The sequence below is a fragment of the Curtobacterium sp. PhB137 genome (assembly GCF_003814955.1).
In the GTDB taxonomy this organism is placed as follows: domain Bacteria; phylum Actinomycetota; class Actinomycetes; order Actinomycetales; family Microbacteriaceae; genus Curtobacterium.
Genome location: NZ_RKQO01000004.1, coordinates 113,815 through 131,735, shown reverse-complemented (window position 1 = coordinate 131,735; position 17,921 = coordinate 113,815). Strand labels below are relative to the sequence as shown.

Here is a 17,921-nt window from a genome sequence, read left to right as displayed (position 1 = left end):
CCACGCACCGACCCGGAAGAGGAACGCGAGCATGCGCCTGTTGATCGAGCTCGACGACCGACGTGAAGCGGTCGAGGTCGACGGGTGGTCCGGCGCATCCTCGCTCGGGGAACTCGTGTCCGCGGCCGTCGGCCTCACACTCGAACCCGGCACCACGCTGGCGGTCGACGGGCACCGCACCAGCGTCGACACCCCGCTCCGTGACCTCGTGCTGCTCGAGGGCTCCCGTATCGGCCGCACCCCCGAGGACCGTCCGCTCGGCACCGACGGCTGGACCGTCACGCTCGCCGGCGGGCTCGAAGCCGGGCTCGTGGTGCCGGTCCCGCGCGGGCGGAAGCTCGTGGTCGGACGGGCGCCGCAGGCCGACGTCGTGCTCCCCACCGAGAGCGCGTCGTGGGAGCACTGCACCGTCGAGCGCGAGGACGACGGCGTCCGGGTGCGTGATGCGGGATCGACGAACGGCACCGTCATCGCCGGGGAGCGCATCGACGCCGAGGGCGTCCTGCTCAGCGGGACGACGAGCGTCATCGTGGGCGGGGCCGTGCTGCTCGTCCGGCCGGCGCTCGACGAGGTGCCCGTGCCGGCGGCCGGCTCGATGGCGAACCTGACCCCGGCGGCGACGGCGCCGTTCAACCGTCCACCGCGCGCCGGACGGACCTCCGACGCCGAGACGGTCGTGCCGCCCGGACGCAAGGACGTGCCACCGGCGTCGAAGTTCAGCTGGATCACCGTCGCCGCGCCCCTGGTGCTCGCCGGGGCGATGGTGCTCCTGCTCGGCGACGCACGGTTCGCGCTCTTCGCCCTGCTCTCCCCGGTCACCGCGATCGGCATGTGGTTCGAGCAGAAGCACCGCCGCGCGAAGAACCTGAAGGAGGAGGACACCCGCTTCGCCGAGGCCGTGGAGTCCTTCCGCGGTGAGATCTCCGAAGCCGCGGCCGTCGAGGCCGCCCGCCGCCAGGAGCTCGTGCCCGATCCGGCGACCGTGGTGCGGCGAGCCGAGCTGCCGACCACCCTGCTGTGGCAGCGCCGCTCGGATGACGAGGACTTCCTGAGCCTGCACGCCGGCACCGGGGACGCTCCTTGGCGGCCCGAGGTCGACCAGCGTGCAGCGTCCGCGAAGCTCGAGGACGAGGCGAAGGCCGCCATCGCCGACAGCCGTCTGACGGCCGCGCCGGTGGTTGCCGACCTGTCCGACGCCGGCGTCGTCGGGATCGTCGGCGACCGTCAGGGCGCCCTCGCCCTGGCGCGCAGCCTGCTCACGCAGGCCACCGTGCACTGCGGTCCAGCGGACCTGACGGTGGGCGTCTTCTGCGACGCGGGCCGCGCGGAGGACTGGGGGTGGGCCTCCTGGCTGCCGCACGCGCGTGTGGCGGGGAGCAGCACCGGCGCCCGCTGGATGTCGGCACAACGCGACCAGAGCGCGGCGATGCTCCGTGGCCTGCGGGAGTCGCTCGACGAGCTGCCGACGCCGAACCTGCTCGTCGTGGTCGACTCCGAGGTGCTCACCGAGGGACGGGACGCCCCGGCCCGCAACCTGCTCGGCCAGGGCCGCTCGGTGCCCGGGCAATCCCTGCGCCCGGGGGAACGACCACACCGGGTGAGCGGGATCGTCATCGCGACGAACGAGCAGCAGCTCCCCGCCGCCTGCACGTCGATCATCACGGTCGGTGCCGATGCCGCCGCCACGGTCTACCGACCAGAGGACCGGACCCGTGTCGAGGACGTCGTGCTCGCCGGCCTCAGCGTCGAGACCGCTGAGCGCAGCGCGCGCAGCGTGGCGCACTTCGACGATCCTGAACTGCTGGTGCCGGGGGCGTCCTTGCCCTCGCTCGTCCGCCTGCCCGAGCTGTTGTCGAGCGAGGGGATCCGCGCGGCGTGGGACGCCCGCACGGGCTTCTCGACCCCGATCGGCTCGTCCGAGAGCGGTGTGCTCGAGATCGACCTGGTGCGCGACGGTCCGCACGGCCTGGTCGGCGGCACGACGGGTTCCGGCAAGAGCGAGTTCCTCCGGTCCCTCGTGGCCGGGCTCGCCGCCCGGAACGACCCCACCCGACTCAACTTCCTGCTCGTCGACTTCAAGGGTGGTGCGGCCTTCGCGGCGTGTGAGCGCCTCCCGCACACCATCGGCACGATCAGCAACCTCGACGAACAGCTCGCCGACCGTGCGATCCGGGCACTCGAAGCCGAACTCGAACGACGTCAGCGGGTGTTCGCGGCAGCCGGAGCCGACATCGACAACCTCGATGCCTACCTGGCGACGAAGCCGGTCGAGCCGATGCCGCGGCTGCTGCTGGTCGTCGACGAGTTCGCGATGCTCGCGAAGGACTTCCCGGACGTCCTGACGTCGCTCGTCAGCATCGCGGCCGTCGGCCGAACGCTCGGCGTCCACATGATCCTCGCCACCCAGCGGCCGGCCGGTGTGGTGAGCGAGGACATCCTCGCGAACACGAACATGCGGGTCGCCCTGCGGGTGCAGAGCCGCGAGGACTCGACGAACGTCATCGGTGTCCCCGCCGCAGCCGGGATCGGTCGACAGCAGACCGGCCGCGCCTACGTGAAGCTCGGGCAGGACGACATCACCCCGGTGCAGACCGCTCTGGTCACGGGCCGAGCCCGTGACGAGCGTGCCGAGCAGCCTGTCTCGGTCCGACCGACCGACGTCTTCGGCGTGCCTGCTCCGATGCCCACCCCTGCTCCGACGGCGTCCGACGTCACCGACCTCGACCAGCTCATCGAGGCGATCGGGCAGGCGAACGAGGCAGCCGGGTACGCCCCGCCGCGTCCGATCTGGCCCGAGGCGCTCGGCGAGCGCGTCGAACTGGCGGCCCTCACCGCCCCAGGCCCGGGAACCGACCCGCGCCCCGCGACGGTGCCCGTCGCCCTCGCCGACGACCCGGACCACCAGCGCCAGGTCACCACCGGATGGGACCTCGACGAGGGCAACCTCATGCTCATGGGCATCCCCGGCAGCGGGACGAGCACCGCCCTCGCCACGATCGCGCTCCAGCTCGCCGCCGCGTCGAGCCCCGACGAGCTCGACCTCCTCGTGCTCGACATGGGTCCGGGGGACCTCGCTCCGCTCGCACAGCTACCGCACACGACGGCCTACGTCGGCTCCGGTGCGGGTGCGGGGGAGCTGCAGACGCGGTTCCTGCGGCACCTCCGCGTCGAGCTCGAGCGTCGCCGTGCGGCACCCGGTGGGCGCCGTGCCGTGGTGCTCATCGACGGCCTCGCCGCCCTGCGCGACGAGTACCAGGACTTCGAGGGGCAGCAGCTGCTCGACGCGCTCTACCGGGTGTACGCCGAGGGTCCGGCGCTCGGCATCTCGTTCGCGGTCTCCACGACGCGCGCGAAGGCGGTGCCGTCGGCGATGGACGAGGTCACCACGCAGAAGTGGATGTTCCGCCTCGCGGATCCCTACGACTACGCGTCCATCGGGGTCCGCCCCAAGGACGTCCCGCCGCCGGTGCCCGGCCGCTTCATCGACTCGACCAGGCGGCTACAGTCGCACGTCGCGACGCCGGACGTCCCGCTCGCGCAGGCGGTCGCACGGATCGCGGAGATCCGGTCGGACGGTACGAAGAAGGCCAGTGCGGTCGGCCGGCTGCCCGACGCTGTGCTCGTGGACGAGCTCGGTGCCGGAGCGGTGTTCGCGGGTGAGCCCTGGCGGATCCCGATCGGCATCGCCGAGGACGACCTGCAGCCGGCGTCCGTCGAGGTCTACGACGGCGAACACGTGCTCGTCGCCGGCCCGGCGCGGTCCGGCAAGTCGAGCGTGCTCCTCGCCGTCGCCGAGCTCGCGCGAGCCGCCGAGGGTGTCCGTCCCGCGGTGTGGGCGATCTGCGACCGCCGGTCGCCGCTCGCCTCGGGTTCGTTCGACAGCATCGCCGTCGGCCCGGACGAGGTCCCGGCCCTGTTGGCCGGGCTGCGGCTCGAGCGTGGACCGGTGCTGTTGTTGATCGACGACGCGGAGCGGTTCGAGGACGGCGACCAGGCCATCGCGACGCTGCTCACGACCGAGCGCCCCGGACTGTGCGTCGTGGCGGCCGGCCGGTCCGCGGACCTCCGGTCGCTGTGCAGCCACTGGACCCGTTCGGTCCGGAAGTCCCGGTGTGGTGTGCTGCTGCAGCCGGACGTCGACTACGATGGCGAGCTCCTCGGCGTCACGCTGCCGCGTCGCGCACCGGTCGCGTTGACCGTCGGCCGCGGCTACGCCGCTTCAGGCGGGACCGTCCGTCTCGTGCAGACCGCGTCTGCTGGCAGCTGACCGAGACGCCGAGACCGTCGGCCGGGAGGCCCGTGGCCGCGTCCGCCACGGACGGGAGGGTCGACCCGTGGTCACGACCAGAGCGCGCTCAGTCGCGCGTCGTGATCCCGAAGGGCGAGCTCTCGAGGTTCGTGAAGTTCCCCACCGTGGCCCGCACCGTGCACGACGGCGCGACCGACAGAGCCGTGACGACCAGCCCGTCGGAGGACACGGCCAGAGCCCCCGAGCAGCCGTCGGCGAACCGCACGCCGGACTCCCCGCCGGCCACGTCGACGAGCATCTGCGACGGGCGCCCCGTGGCGGGACTGCGGTACAGCGGGTTGAGCTCGTCGGCACCGTTCGGCCACACCGGCACCAGGGTCACCGGCAGGGCCGTCTGGCTCACCGTGCGGTCGGGCGTGCGGACCTCGACGCCCTGCAGCCGCTGGACCGGGTAGGCGGTCCCGCGCACGGAGTCGTCGGTCACGGCAGCAGTGGTCGCCTCGCCGACGCCGTCGAGCCACGTCTGCAGCGCCGCGCCGTCCGTGACGGAGGCGAGCGGCACGGAGGCCTCGACCGTGACGTCCCCGCCGGAGGGGACCTCGACCCCGGACAGGCTCCAGGCGCACGCGGTGTCGACACCCGTCAGCGAGGGCTGGTTGCGCTTCGCGGCGATGCCCTCGCCGGTCCAGGTGACGGCGGGGCATGCGGCACCCGAGCGGGCTCCGGGGACGACTTCGAGGAACGGACCGGTCAGGGCCGATGCCTGCGCCGCGTACGTGACGCGCAGGTCCACGGTGCCCTTCGCGGGGTCGATGGTCGCGCGGCGGGTGGTCGCGAGGCCGGTGGGCAATGGGCGGTCCTGCTGGTAGGCGTTGGCCGCCTGTGCGGTCGCGGTGCCGGCGCCCGGCGTCTTCCGCAGCGCACCGGGCAGCCACACGACGCCACCGACGACCAGTGCGGCCACGAGCACGACGCCGATGCCGCCGAACAGGAGCGCACGGTTCGTCAGCCACTCGGGACGGGCGAACCGACGCGCCGGTGGGGGCTCGGCAGCGGGGGCGGCCGGCAGCGGCTGTCGGGCCATCGGCCGGATGACGGTCTGCGATCCGGCCGGGCCCAGTTCCGGAGCCGGCCCTGCCAGGGCTTCGTCCTCTGGTACCCCGGTGTCATCCCGATCAGCATCGCGCTCGGGACGGACCCCGCGGACCACGGTGGCGGGCCGCTCGACCTCGTCGAACGCGTCCGGGTCGCTCGTCGCGGCCAGCGCAGGGGCCGAGGCGAGGGACCGGGCGAGCCGCCGCAGGGTCGCCGCCGCGTCCGCTGCTGCCGGACGGCTGTTCGTGTCCTTCGTCAGCAGGGCGGACACCGCGGACCACAGCGCATCGGGCACGTCGAGCGGCGGTGGGTTCGAGGTGACGTGCCGGTACGCCACGGCGAAGTCCGTGCCCGGTCCGGCGAAGGGCGTGCGACCGGAGAGCAGCTCGTAGAGCATGACCCCGGCGCCGTAGACGTCCGCAGCCGGACCGGCGCGGCCGTGGCTGATCGACTCGGGGGCCATGTACTGCGGTGTGCCGAGGAGCCCGGTGGTGGTGCGCTCACGCTCGGCGACGACCGACGCGATGCCGAAGTCGGTGACCCGGACGTCGCCCGTCGCACCGGCGGCCCAGGGGGCCTGGAGCAGCACGTTGTCGGGCTTGACGTCGCGGTGGGTCACGTCGCGCTCGTGTGCCGTGGCGAGGGCGTCGAGGGTCTCGGCGGTGATCGTCAGAGCGTCCCGCGGGGTCAGTGGACCGTTCGATGCGAGCAGATCGCGGGCGGACCCACCGGGCACCAGGTCCATGACGATCGCGAGCCGGTCGCCCTCGACGACCAGGTCCCGCACCCGCACGATCGAGGGGTGCTGCAGCGCGAGGAGCACCGAACGCTCGCGGACGAAGCGTTCGACGATCTGCGGGTCGGCGGCGAGCTCGGCACGGAGCAGCTTCGCGGCGACGTGCTCGCCGGTCGCGGTGTGCTCGGTGCGCCAGACCTCGCCGGTGGCACCGGTCCCGAGCAGCTCGACCAACCGGTACGACGCACCGAGTGGCTCACCCTGACCGTACTGCGCCACTGCGTCCCCGACTTCCCGATTCCCCCGTTGGCCGACCCCTCGCCGACCACGCAATGTTACCGGCCGGTCGGTGCCTCCGCCTGCTCCGGCGCGGCGTACTGCACGTCGATTGCATACTGCTCGAATCCGGATCGCCGGTAGAGCGCCAGCGCGGGTTCGTTGTCGCCCTCGACGTACAGTGCGGCGGCGGTCAGCCCACGGCCGCTGAGCCGAGCGGTGCCCGCACGCATGAGCACCCCGCCGAGCCGTTGCCCCTGCAGGTCGGGTCGGACGGCGACGGCGTAGAACTCGCCGATGCCGTCCTCGACCTTGAGCCAGCACGAGCCTGCCAGCTGCCCGGAGGCGTCGCGGAGCAGCAGCAGGTCCTCGCCGGAGAACCAGGCGTCCGACTCGCGGGCGTGCAGGTCGTCGAGCGTCATGCGGCCCTGCTCGGGGTGGTGCGCGAAGGCCGCGGCGTTGAGGGCGAGCCAGTCGGCCTCGTCCTCGGTGCCGGGCCGGAACGCGGACAGGCTGTACCCGGCCGGCACGTCGGCAGAAGCCGCGTCCGGAGGAGGCCCGGCTCCGTCGATCGGCGCCCGGAGCTGCAGCAGGGTGCGGACCGCGCGCCAGCCGAACCGATCGGCCAGGGCCCGAGCTGCGGGGTGGTCCCCGTGTGCCCAGGCGAGCACGGGAGCGGCCCCGCCGCCCAGCGCGAGCGCCTGCGTCACGAGGGCGGTGCCGGTGCCGCGACCACGGGCCTCCCGGTCGACCACGAGTTCCAGCTCGCCGTCACGGACCACGGCGACCCCGTCGTCGACGGCGAGGACGGTTGCGCGCCCAGCGCGGACGTCGACCAGGGTCTGGTCCGAGAACGGCGGTGCTTCACCGGGCACGACGAACCGTGCGAGGTCCGGCACTACTGGCCCATCAGGCGCTCGGCCTCGTCGTCGTAGACGTTGAAGCGGTACCCGACGTTACGGACGGTGCCGATGAGCGACTCGAGGTCGCCGAGCTTGGCGCGGAGACGTCGGACGTGCACGTCGACCGTGCGGGTGCCACCGAAGTAGTCGTAGCCCCAGACCTCGCTGAGCAGCTGCTCGCGCGTGAAGACCCGGGACGGGTGCGTGGCGAAGAAGCGCAGGAGTTCGAACTCCTTGAACGTCAGGTCGAGCGGCCGGCCGCGGACCTTCGCCGAGTAGCTGGCCTCGTCGATGACGACACCCGACGCCTGGATCTTCGAGCTGGACTGCCCCTTGGCCGCACGGCCCGCGGACAGCCGGATGCGGGCGTCGATCTCGGCCGGGCCGGCGCTCTCGAGCACCACGTCGTCGACGTTCCACTCGCTGTTGACGGCGGTCAGGCCACCCTCGGTCACGACGAGCACGATGGGCGTCGTCGAGCCGGACGAGGCGAGGATCTTGCACAGGGCCTTCGCGCTGACCAGGTCGGTGCGGGCGTCCACGAACATCAGGTCGCTCTGCGGCGCGTTGACCAGCTGTGCGGCCTCGGCCGGCACGTGACGGATCCTGTGGCTCAGGAGACCGAGGCTCGGCAGGACGTCGCCGGGCGCGGTCGAGGTGAGTACCAGGAGCTGTGCCACAGGACCTCCGCAGGTGGATGACGTCGTGGACACATCCTAGTGATGCTCGGGAAGTCCTCATCCGGCCGGACGGTTTGCGCGGCAACCCGCAACCCGCAAGCGCGCACGCAGCGCAAGCGCCGGGCGCGGGGCTGTGCCTGCGCGCCGGGCGTGACCCCTGTCATGATGGAACGCGTGACCCAGCCAGTGCAGCCCACCGACCAGCGGCGCCTCAAGCTGACGTCCGTCCTGCCGGTCTGGATCCTGGCCGTCGTCGGGGCGGTGCTCGTCCTGACGCTCGCCGAGCGCGACGCCTTCGCCTGGCTGCTGCTCGTGTTCGTCGCCTGCGTGATGGTGAGCTTCGTGCTCCAGCTCATCACCGCGACGAAGGACGGGCTGGTCGAACGGATCAGCATCGCGTCGTCCGGTGCCTTCGTCGTGGTCCTCGTCACCGCGGTGGTGCTCCTGGCGCGTTGAGCCGAGCCGCGTAGACTCCGGGGCATGGATTCGCTGCTTGCGCTCGAGCTGTTCTACGTGGGCCTCCTCGGCCTGGCGTCGCTCGCGATCGCGTTCATCTCGGTCGTCGTCGTCGTGAAGCTGTTCAAGGGTCAGCGTTGATCGAGCTCCCCGAGGGCCTGGCGCCCGAACTGGTCCCGTTGTCGTGGCTCGTCGGCGTCTGGGAGGGCACCGGAGTCGTGGAGTACCCCGTCGGTGACGAAGAGGCACCCCGCACCTACGAGTTCGGCCAGCGCGTGAGCTTCAGCCACGACGGCCTGCCGTACCTCAACTACTCGTCCACCACGTGGTTGCTCGACGACGACCACACCCCGCTCGCCGCCGAGATGGGCTACTGGCGGATCGACCGTCCGACCGAGCCCGGCGACCGCGGCCCTGCGATGCTCCTGGGTGAGGGACCGACCCCGTTCACCACCGTCGAGAGCGTCGAGGCGCTGCGCAACACCACCGACGGCTTCGACGTCGAGGCCGCGATCGTGCACCCGACGGGCGTCAACGAGCTCTACGTCGGCCGCGTCCTCAAGGGCCGGATCGACCTGGCCACCGACGCCGTGATGCGCTCGCCGAACGCGAAGGACTACTCCGCCGCGACCCGGCTGTACGGCCTGGTCGAGGGCAAGTTGTTCTGGGCGTGGGACATCGCCGCGCTCGGTCGTGAACTCACCTCGCACGCCTCGGGGCAGCTCGCGAAGGTCGACTGATGTCGGCGTTCGCGGTGCGCGACGGGTTCGTCGCGGCATCTGGTGCGCCCGGCGCGCCCGCAGCGCACTTCGGCAACCCCCTGGGTGAGCAGCGGCTGCTGGCCCGTGGCCGCGCGGTCGTCGAGCTCGGTCTCGGCGTCGTCACCGTCTCCGGTCCGGACCGCCTGTCGTGGCTCAACTCGATCACCTCGCAGCAGCTGACCGGTCTGCCGACCGGCGTCAGCACCGAGACCCTCGTGCTCGACCAGTCCGGCCGGGTCGAGCACGCCGCCCGCGTGGTCGACGACGGTGCGGTCGTGTGGCTCCTCACCGCGTCGCAGGACGCCGTACCGCTCGCCGCCTGGCTCGACTCGATGCGCTTCATGCTCCGGGTCGAGGTCGCCGACCGTTCGGCCGACTTCGCGACCCTCGGCTGGTTCGGCGAGGCCGCCCCGTTCGCGTCGACCGTCCTGCCGGACCCGCCCGTCGTCGAGTGGGTCGACCCGTGGGCGGCCGTCACGCCCGGTGGGTGGAGCTACGCCGCCCAGGAGGCCCACCCCGGCTCCGACTGGACCCTCCGCATCGCCGTGGTCACGCCCGGCACCTCGGCCGCGATCGCTGCGTCGGACGAACCCGTCGCGGGGCTGCTCGCGTACGAGGCGCTGCGGATCGCCGCCTGGCGTCCGACGCTGTCCGACGCCGACGAGCGCACCATCCCGCACGAGCTCGACTGGCTCCGCTCCGCCGTGCACCTGACGAAGGGCTGCTACCGCGGGCAGGAGACCGTCGCGAAGGTGCACAACCTCGGGCACCCGCCGCGTCGTGTCGTGCAGCTGCACCTCGACGGCTCCGACGCCGTGCTGCCGGCTCCTGGCACGCACGTGATGCTCGGCGACAAGGAAGTCGGGCGACTGTCGGCCTCGGCGGTCCACCACGAGCTCGGCCCGATCGGGCTGGCCGTGGTCAAGCGTTCCCTCGACCCCACCGCGACGCTGACGCTCACCGCCGACGACGTCGTGGTGACGGCGGCGCAGGAGACCATCGTCCCGCCGGAGGCCGGCGCCACGGCGAACGTCCCGCGGCTGCCCCGGCTCGGAGCCGTCAAGCGCTCCTAGGCTCCGTCCGGCGGTCGTCGGTCGCCTGGTGTGCGCGCAGGTTTCCGACAGACCACGAGTTGCTCGACTGGTGTTCCGTCGGGTGATGCGCACGCATCGTGTGCGTGTGCATCTTCCGACAGCGCACGCGGTGATCGACTCGTGGATCGTCGCCAATTCGCCGCCGCCGCCGTGGCGCAGTCCCGCCGCCGCGCCGCCGCCCCCGTCAGGCGGGCTCGACCGCGGCCCACGGCACGCTGAGCTCGCCGAGCCGCCACCTCGTCGGCCCGTGCAGCACCGGCCACCCGCGGTCGCGCATGCCCCGCACCGTGGCGATCCACCGCTGCCGGGGCCCGTACGTGCCGAGCGGCGCCGCGACCGCCCACGACAGGTCGAGGTCGCGCAGGAACGCGTGCACCCGCTCACCCGGCACGTTCCGGTGGATGAGCGCCTTCGGCAGCCGTTCGGCGACGATCGACGGCACGTCGAGCCCGGCGAGCCGCAGCGACACCGTGAACGACACCGGCGCGTGCTCGTCGAGCGTCACCCACGAGGCCACCCGCCCGACCTCGTTGCACGTCCCCTCGACCAGCGCGCCGCCGGGCTGCAGCCGGTCCTGCATGATCCGCCACGACCCCACCACGGCGGACTCGTTGTACTGCCGCAGCACGTTGAACGCCCGGATCACGGCCGGTCGGCGCTGCCCGGGGGTGGGGGTCTCGAAGCCGCCGAGCCGGAACGTCACGCCGTCGCGGGTGCCCGCGTTCGCGAACGCGACGCGTGCCGGTTCGATCTCGATGCCGGTGACCTCGACGTCCGGACGCACCAGGGCGAGACGGTCGCGCAGCTCGAGCGTCGTCGTCGGCGAGGCCCCGTACCCGACGTCGGCGACCAGCGGGTCGTCGGCCTTGCGGAGTGCCGGCAGCGACGCGATCCACCGGTCGACACGGCGGAGCCGGTTGTACCCGGTCGTCCCGCGCGTCACGTTCCCGATGGGCATGACGTCAAGGGTACGGGCCTGCCGACGCTCGGTAGACTCGGGAGCATGACCTCCACGCTCGTCCTGCTCCGTCACGGAAACAGTGACTGGAACCAGAAGAACCTGTTCACCGGTTGGGTCGACGTCCGGCTCAGCGAGCTGGGCGAGAAGGAGGCGAAGCGCGCCGGCGACCTCATCGCCGAATCGGGCATCGTCCCCGACGTCCTGTACACCTCGCTCCTCACCCGCGCGATCCAGACGGCCGACATCGCGCTGCTCCAGGCCGACCTCGCCTGGCTGCCGGTCAAGCGGGACTGGCGCCTCAACGAACGTCACTACGGCGACCTGCAGGGCAAGGACAAGGCCCAGACGCTGGCCGAGTACGGCGAGCAGCAGTTCATGGAGTGGCGCCGGTCGTTCGACGTCCCGCCGCCCCCCATCGCCGACGGCGCCGAGTGGTCGCAGGCCGGTGACCGCCGCTACGCCGACCTCGGCGACCAGCTGCCGCGCACCGAGTCGCTCAAGCTCGTGATCGACCGGCTGCTGCCGTACTGGGAGTCGGACATCACGAAGGACCTGGGCGAGGGCAAGACCGTGCTGGTCACCGCGCACGGCAACTCGCTCCGCGCGCTCGTCAAGCACCTCGACGACATCTCCGACGACGACATCGCCGGCCTGAACATCCCGACGGGCATCCCACTGGTGTACGAGCTCGACGACGACTTCCGTCCGACGAAGCCGGCATACTACCTCGACCCCGAGGCCGCTGCCGCCGGCGCTGCCGCCGTGGCTGCCCAGGGCGCCAAGAAGTAGCACCGCACGCATGAACGCCCCGTCCGGTCTCCGGGCGGGGCGTTCGTCGTTCTGCCTGGTGTGGCCGCGAAAGCGACAGTGTGCCGCGAACGTTCCGCCGACTCCTGTCGCTCTGCCGGGAGGAACGGATCACCGCGCCGACGACGTGTCGCTTCGGCGGGGCGGTCGGCTCCTCGAGCCTCGGCTGGTCAGACGAAGTGCGACGCGATCTCCTGCACGAGGGCACCGACGTCGTAGGGCTTCGTCGTGTCGACGCGGACCACGGGGACGCCCGGCAGCCCGACCGGCTGCGCGTCGTCGCCGTGCTCGTCCCAGAAGGCCAGCACGCCGGCCAGGTCCCCGTGCACCTCGTGCCGCACCGGGACGGTGCCCGGGTCGTACCGGTCGTGCAGCCGATCTTCGGCGGCGGCGCGGTCCGTGTCGCACCACACCTCGACGGCGCGAGGCGACCCGGCGGACGCGAGCCCAGCCTCCAGGAGGTCGCGATCGCGTGACGGGAGCCAGACGGCGTCGAGGACGACCCCGTTCTCCACGGCCCGCGTCATCGCCCACACGGTGTCCATCGCGATGCCACCGAGCGGACGCGACGCGATCATCGGCCCGACGATGTCGGCGAGGGGCTCCTTGATCCGGTCCTTCGACAGGAACGGGCAGCCGAGCACCTCGGCCAGCGCAGCGCCGATCGTGCTCTTGCCGGAACCGGGCATGCCGTTGACGATGATCGCGACCTGAGCCATGCGTCGATCCTCGCAGACCGCGCAGCCGCGATCAGACCACGGCGCTCAGACCGTGGCGGTCGAACTCGAGGCGCCGGTCCAGTCGCCGGTCGCCAGGTATTCGACCTTCTTGGCGATCGACACCGCGTGGTCCGCGAAGCGCTCGTGGTAGCGGGAGGCCAGGGTGGCGTCGACGGTGTCGATCGGTCCGCCCTTCCACGCCTCGCCGAGCACGAAGTCGAACACGCTCGCGTGCAGTTCGTCGACGGCGTCGTCCTCGTCGCGGATCTCCGCGGCCAGGGCGATGTCCTCGGTCGCGAGCAGCCGCGTGAGCTTCTGCGACATCGCGACGTCGTGCTTGCCCATCTCCTTGAAGGTGCCGCGGAGTCCCTTCGGCACGACCTTCTCGGGGAAGCGCTGGCGGGCGAGCTGCGCGATGTGCTCGGCCATGTCGCCCATGCGCTCGAGCGAGGAGCTCACGCGCAAGGCGGTGACGACGACGCGCAGGTCGCGGGCGACCGGTGCCTGGCGGGCCAGGATGTCGATGGCGATCTCGTCGAGGCTGTTGGCGGCCTCGTCGATCTTCTGGTCGTCCGCGATCACCTCCTCGGCGAGGGCGACGTCGGAGTCGCTGAAGGCCTGGGTGGCCCGGGTGATGGCGGACTCGACGAGTCCTGCGATCTCGGTCAGTCGCTCCTGGACGTCCTGGAGTTCCTGCTGGAAGACTTCGCGCATGGGGGAGTACCTCTCTCTGCGTACCGGACGAGTGTCGTCAGCCCAGGTGAACGAACGGTGACGTGGGGCTGAACGCTTCGCGATCCGGCCTTCCGAGGCGGGTGAACGGTACCGGAACCCCGCATGACCATCCCTACACTGGCGGCATGGACAACGCGTGGCTCGTGCCACTGTCGATGCTCCTCGGCGGGGTCTTCGGCGCGGGCGTCGTGGTGCTGATCATCACCGCCGAGCGCACGGCTCGTGCAGCAGACGTGGCGGAACGCACCCTGCCGGACGGCGTCGCAGCGGTGATCGCGACGATGCACAACCCGGCGGTGGTCATCGACCCGTCGAACACGGTCGTGGCCGCATCGCCCCAGGCACTGACCGTCGGGCTCGTCGTGCGGCGCCGGCTCGTGCACCAGGAGCTCCTCGACCTGGTCGACCGGGTGCGCAAGAGCGGCGAGATGGGAGCGGAGGACCTCGAGCTCCCGCGCGGACGGCACGGGGAGCTCATCGGCTACCTCAGCTTCCGGGCCGCGCAGCTCGGCAACCGGTACGTGCTCATCACGGCCGACGACCTGACCGAGAGCCGGCGCATCGACGAGGTCCGCCGTGACTTCGTCGCCAACATCTCGCACGAGCTGAAGACCCCGATCGGCGCCATCGGCCTGCTGTCCGAGACCCTCGTGATCGCGGCCGACGACCCGGAGCACGTCAAGAAGTTCGCGGCGCAGCTCATCACCGAGTCCGAGCGGCTCGGCGCCCTGACGAAGGACATCATCGAGCTGTCCCGGCTGCAGTCGGTCGACGCGTTGGAGAACAGCGAGGAGACCGGTGTCGACAAGATCGTGCAGGCAGCGATCGATGCGAACGAGGTCGTCGCGCGCGCCCGCTCGATCGAGATCATCCGGGCGAAGAAGTCGAAGCTCCGGGTGATGGGCGACCCGGGCCTGCTGCAGGTCGCCGTCTCGAACCTCATCGCCAACGCGGTGAAGTACTCGCCCGACGGCACCCGCGTCGGCGTGGGCGTCCGGTCCGCGAAGGGCTTCGTCGAGATCGCGATCACCGACCAGGGCGTCGGCATCCCCGAGGCCGACCTGGACCGCGTGTTCGAGCGGTTCTACCGTGTCGACCCGGCACGGTCACGGGCCACCGGCGGCACCGGCCTGGGGCTCGCCATCGTCAAGCACGTCGTCGGCAACCACGGCGGCGACGTCCGTGTCTGGTCGCAGCCAGGCAAGGGCTCGACCTTCACCATCCGCCTGCCCGAGGCGGACACCGAACTGACCACCGCACTCGAAGAGCAACTGGAAGAGCAGCCATCGTGACCAAGATCCTCATCGTCGACGACGAGCCGGCCCTGAGCGAGCCCCTGGAGTTCCTGCTGCAGCGTGAGGGGTACGAGACCTCCGTCGCGGCCGACGGCGTGACCGCGCTGTCGAAGTTCGACTCGGAGAACCCGGACCTGGTGCTCCTCGACCTCATGCTGCCGGGGCTCTCCGGCACCGAGGTCTGCCGCCAGATCCGGACCCGGTCGAACGCGCCGATCATCATGCTGACGGCGAAGGACTCCGAGGTCGACATCGTCGTCGGGCTCGAGCTCGGCGCGGACGACTACGTGACGAAGCCGTACTCGACGCGCGAGCTGCTGGCCCGCATCCGTGCGGTCCTGCGCCGACGCACCGAGGACGACCCGGCGGACAGCGGGATCCTGCAGGTCGGGGGCATCCGGATGGACGTCGAGCGGCACACGGTGTCGGTGGACGGGTCGGAGACGGCGATGCCGCTCAAGGAGTTCGAGCTGCTCGAGCTGCTGCTCCGGAACGCCGGCCGGGTGCTCACCCGTGGGCAGCTCATCGACCGGGTGTGGGGCTCCGACTACTTCGGCGACACCAAGACGCTCGACGTGCACATCAAGCGCATCCGCTCGAAGATCGAGCGCGTGCCGTCCACCCCGGAGCTCCTGGTGACGGTCCGCGGTCTCGGGTACCGCATCGAGGCCTGAGACGGACGGACAGGAGGCCCGGTGCGAGTCCCTGGGACTCGCACCGGGCCTCCTGTCTGACGCGGTGGCGCTTGCGCGGTGCGGCTACTCGCCGTCCGTCGGCGTGGCCGACGGGGTCTCGACCGGCAGCGTGATCTGGCTGGACGGCTCGGGGGTCGAGGTCGGCGCGAGGGTGGCGTACTCCTCCTGCGAGGTGGTCAGCACCGGCACGTTGGCCGAGACGCCCTCGGCGTCGGGGTACGAGAAGTACACCTTGACGAGCGAACCGGGCTTCGCGTCCGCGCTGTCGAAGTCGAGGGTGTCGTGCTGCGAGTCGTTCGCCAGGTCGACGTGCGAGTTCGCCGGCACCAGCACGGTCTCGGTGTCGCCACCGATCTCGACCGACACGGTGATGCCGTCGGTGTCGGAGTTGTTCACCAGCGTGCCGATGAACCGCGCGCCCTCGCCGTCGTCCGAGATGAGGATGGCGTTCCGCACGTCGACCTTGCCGGTCGAGACGTTGACGCCGTCGGTGATCTGCTTGATGTCGACGGTGTGCGCAGGCGACATGAACTCGCACCCGGTGGCGCCCAGCGCGATGGTTGCCGCAACGGCGACGGACACGAGTACCCGAGCTCGCAAGAGATTCCTCCGTAAGTCGATGAGGACCAGACGGTCCCGCTCCATCTTAGCGATCACCGGGAAGGCCCAGTGCTGAGGGTCCCCTTACCCGAACACCCCTTGTGGTAAACTGGAAGTCTGGGAACGGAGCCTGATACATGCAATTCGAGGTCGGCGAGACCGTCGTCTACCCCCACCACGGGGCGGCAACCATCTCTGAAGTCAAGACGCGCGTCATCAAGGGCGAGGAAAAGGTCTACCTGAAACTGCGGGTCACGCAGGGTGACCTGACGATCGAGGTACCGGCGGACAACGTCGACCTGGTCGGAGTCCGCGACGTGATCGGCAAGGAAGGGCTCGACAAGGTGTTCGAGGTCCTCCGGGCGCCGTTCACCGAAGAGCCCACCAACTGGTCGCGCCGGTACAAGGCGAACCTCGAGAAGCTCGCTTCCGGGGACGTCATCAAGGTCTCCGAGGTCGTCCGCGACCTCTGGCGACGCGATCAGGACCGCGGCCTGTCCGCGGGCGAGAAGCGGATGCTGGCCAAGGCGCGGCAGATCCTGATCTCCGAGTTGGCCCTGGCCGAGAAGACCGACGAGGACAAGGCATCGACCGTCCTCGACGAAGTCCTCGCGTCCTGAGCGCACTGCACACCACGACGACCGCACGGTTCCCCGAAGGGGTGGACCGGGCGGTCGTCGTCGTTGCAGCCGGGTCCGGAACCCGGCTCGGCATCGGCACCGCGAAGGCGTTCGTGCCCGTCGCGGGGCAGCTCATGCTCGCGCGGGCGCTCGAGCAGCTGTTCACGTTGTCGGCTCCGACGCTGGTCGTCGTGGTCGCGCCGTCGACCCTGCTCGAGGACTGCCGTCAGGTGGTCGCCTCGGTCGCGGGCGCCGCGGTCGCGTACACGGCGGTGGTTCCGGGAGGCACGGATCGCCATGGTTCGGTCCAGGCCGGCCTGGGCGTGCTGCCGGACTCCGTCACCGCGGTGCTGGTGCACGATGCGGCGCGGTGCCTCACGCCGGCCGCGCAGTTCGACCGGGTGTTCGACGCGGTCGAGGGTTCGGTCGCGACCGGCACCGGTGACGGCGTCGTCCCCGCGCTCCCCGTCACCGACACGGTCAAGCGGGTGTCCGGCGACGTGGTCGTCGAGACCGTCGACCGATCAGCGCTCGTCGGGGTCCAGACGCCGCAGGGCTTCCCGCTCGACGCACTCCGACGGGCGTACGCGGTGTCGACGCAGTCCGAGACCGACGACGCCGGCGTGTTCCAGGCGGCCGGTGGCACGGTGCGCTTCGTGCCGGGTGACGCCGATGCCTTCAAGATCACGACGCCGTGGGACCTCGGACGAGCAGAGTCGATCGTCCGGTCGCGCGCCACGGTCCCGGGCGACCCCGGTGCCTCGGCGGTCCGGCTCGGGCTGGGCGTCGACGTGCACGCGTTCGACGTCGAGTCGCCGTGCCGCGTCGGCCTGCTCGACTTCCCCGGCGAACCCGGCCTCTCCGGGCACAGCGACGGTGACGCCGTGGCGCACGCGGTGTGCGACGCCCTGCTCTCCGCGGGTGGCCTCGGTGACATCGGCGGGACGTTCGGCACCGCGGACCCCGCCTACGCCGGAGCCGCCGGGGACGTCTTCATCCGCGGTGCCGTCGGGCTGCTCGCCGACGCCGGCCTCGTCCCCGTGTCGGTCACGGTGCAGGTCATCGGGAACCGGCCGCGCATCGGGGCCCGTCGTGCGGAGATGCAGGACGCCCTGTCCGCCGTCGTCGGCGCCCCCGTCGCGGTGTCCGGCACGACGACCGACGGCCTCGGGTTCACCGGCCGGGGCGAGGGGCTCGCCGCGATCGCCACGGCCGTCACCCGACCGGCCTGACGTCCTAG

16 protein-coding genes are annotated in these 17,921 nt (G+C 71.6%); 9 read left to right on the top strand and 7 right to left on the bottom strand.

What is annotated here, in order from left to right; translation table 11 throughout:
* The first annotated feature begins 31 nt into the window (after positions 1–31).
* Positions 32–4,267 carry an FtsK/SpoIIIE domain-containing protein gene (locus EDF28_RS00895; RefSeq protein ID WP_123936871.1) on the top strand — a complete coding sequence of 1,412 codons (4,236 nt, stop codon included), beginning with the start codon at positions 32–34 and terminating at the stop codon, positions 4,265–4,267.
* A gap of 88 nt (positions 4,268–4,355) precedes the next feature.
* On the opposite strand, the gene EDF28_RS00890 is transcribed toward EDF28_RS00895, so the two are convergent.
* From EDF28_RS00890 to EDF28_RS00880, 3 genes are read right to left on the bottom strand one after another with little or no spacing between them, the layout of a single operon-like run.
* Positions 4,356–6,359: a serine/threonine-protein kinase gene (locus tag EDF28_RS00890; protein ID WP_123936870.1), complete on the bottom strand. Its 2,004-nt coding sequence runs from the start codon at positions 6,357–6,359 to the stop codon at positions 4,356–4,358.
* A gap of 56 nt (positions 6,360–6,415) precedes the next feature.
* Positions 6,416–7,255, bottom strand: a complete 840-nt coding sequence (gene mshD, locus EDF28_RS00885; RefSeq protein ID WP_123936869.1) for a mycothiol synthase — start codon at positions 7,253–7,255, stop codon at positions 6,416–6,418.
* Entirely contained in the window at positions 7,255–7,938 is a 684-nt protein-coding gene (locus tag EDF28_RS00880) for a winged helix-turn-helix domain-containing protein (protein ID WP_123293289.1), read from the bottom strand. The genes mshD and EDF28_RS00880 overlap by 1 nt, the downstream gene beginning before the upstream one ends.
* A gap of 174 nt (positions 7,939–8,112) precedes the next feature.
* Here EDF28_RS00880 and EDF28_RS00875 point away from each other — a divergent pair, with 174 nt between their 5' ends.
* The 3 genes from EDF28_RS00875 to EDF28_RS00865 all read left to right on the top strand — a co-directional run bounded on the left by EDF28_RS00875 (position 8,113) and on the right by EDF28_RS00865 (position 10,228).
* Positions 8,113–8,394 (top strand): hypothetical protein, encoded by a 282-nt coding sequence (locus tag EDF28_RS00875; RefSeq protein WP_123936868.1) that lies wholly within the window; start codon positions 8,113–8,115, stop codon positions 8,392–8,394.
* A gap of 137 nt (positions 8,395–8,531) precedes the next feature.
* On the top strand, positions 8,532–9,134 hold the full coding sequence (locus tag EDF28_RS00870) for an FABP family protein (protein WP_123293291.1): 603 nt from the start codon (positions 8,532–8,534) through the stop codon (positions 9,132–9,134).
* Positions 9,134–10,228 (top strand): folate-binding protein YgfZ, encoded by a 1,095-nt coding sequence (locus tag EDF28_RS00865; RefSeq protein WP_123936867.1) that lies wholly within the window; start codon positions 9,134–9,136, stop codon positions 10,226–10,228. The genes EDF28_RS00870 and EDF28_RS00865 overlap by 1 nt, the downstream gene beginning before the upstream one ends.
* Before the next feature lie 205 nt (positions 10,229–10,433).
* Here the strand turns inward: EDF28_RS00865 and EDF28_RS00860 are convergent, their stop codons facing one another.
* On the bottom strand, positions 10,434–11,207 hold the full coding sequence (locus tag EDF28_RS00860) for a class I SAM-dependent methyltransferase (protein ID WP_123936866.1): 774 nt from the start codon (positions 11,205–11,207) through the stop codon (positions 10,434–10,436).
* 45 nt (positions 11,208–11,252) lie between these two features.
* Between EDF28_RS00860 and EDF28_RS00855 the strand changes: the two genes are divergently transcribed.
* Positions 11,253–11,999 (top strand): phosphoglyceromutase, encoded by a 747-nt coding sequence (locus EDF28_RS00855; RefSeq protein ID WP_123293294.1) that lies wholly within the window; start codon positions 11,253–11,255, stop codon positions 11,997–11,999.
* A gap of 188 nt (positions 12,000–12,187) precedes the next feature.
* Here EDF28_RS00855 and EDF28_RS00850 read toward each other — a convergent pair whose 3' ends face one another.
* Both EDF28_RS00850 and phoU read right to left on the bottom strand, forming a co-directional pair.
* Positions 12,188–12,736 (bottom strand): AAA family ATPase, encoded by a 549-nt coding sequence (locus tag EDF28_RS00850; RefSeq protein ID WP_123936865.1) that lies wholly within the window; start codon positions 12,734–12,736, stop codon positions 12,188–12,190.
* A 45-nt stretch (positions 12,737–12,781) separates the two neighbouring features.
* Complete coding sequence (gene phoU / locus EDF28_RS00845) at positions 12,782–13,450, bottom strand: phosphate signaling complex protein PhoU (protein WP_123936864.1); 669 nt, start codon at positions 13,448–13,450, stop codon at positions 12,782–12,784.
* Between the two features lie 146 nt (positions 13,451–13,596).
* Here phoU and EDF28_RS00840 point away from each other — a divergent pair, with 146 nt between their 5' ends.
* Together EDF28_RS00840 and EDF28_RS00835 are read left to right on the top strand one after the other, a co-directional pair.
* Entirely contained in the window at positions 13,597–14,763 is a 1,167-nt protein-coding gene (locus EDF28_RS00840; protein ID WP_123936863.1) for a cell wall metabolism sensor histidine kinase WalK, read from the top strand.
* Positions 14,760–15,440: a response regulator transcription factor gene (locus tag EDF28_RS00835; RefSeq protein WP_123936862.1), complete on the top strand. Its 681-nt coding sequence runs from the start codon at positions 14,760–14,762 to the stop codon at positions 15,438–15,440. The genes EDF28_RS00840 and EDF28_RS00835 overlap by 4 nt, the downstream gene beginning before the upstream one ends.
* Before the next feature lie 84 nt (positions 15,441–15,524).
* On the opposite strand, the gene EDF28_RS00830 is transcribed toward EDF28_RS00835, so the two are convergent.
* A complete protein-coding gene (locus EDF28_RS00830) occupies positions 15,525–15,989 on the bottom strand; it encodes a hypothetical protein (protein WP_148086805.1) in 465 nt (154 codons plus the stop codon).
* A 209-nt stretch (positions 15,990–16,198) separates the two neighbouring features.
* On the opposite strand from EDF28_RS00830, the gene EDF28_RS00825 reads away from it, so the two are divergent.
* Positions 16,199–16,681 carry a CarD family transcriptional regulator gene (locus EDF28_RS00825; RefSeq protein WP_017888066.1) on the top strand — a complete coding sequence of 161 codons (483 nt, stop codon included), beginning with the start codon at positions 16,199–16,201 and terminating at the stop codon, positions 16,679–16,681.
* A gap of 41 nt (positions 16,682–16,722) precedes the next feature.
* Entirely contained in the window at positions 16,723–17,913 is a 1,191-nt protein-coding gene (gene ispD, locus EDF28_RS00820) for a 2-C-methyl-D-erythritol 4-phosphate cytidylyltransferase (protein WP_123936860.1), read from the top strand.
* Positions 17,914–17,921 lie beyond the last annotated feature (8 nt).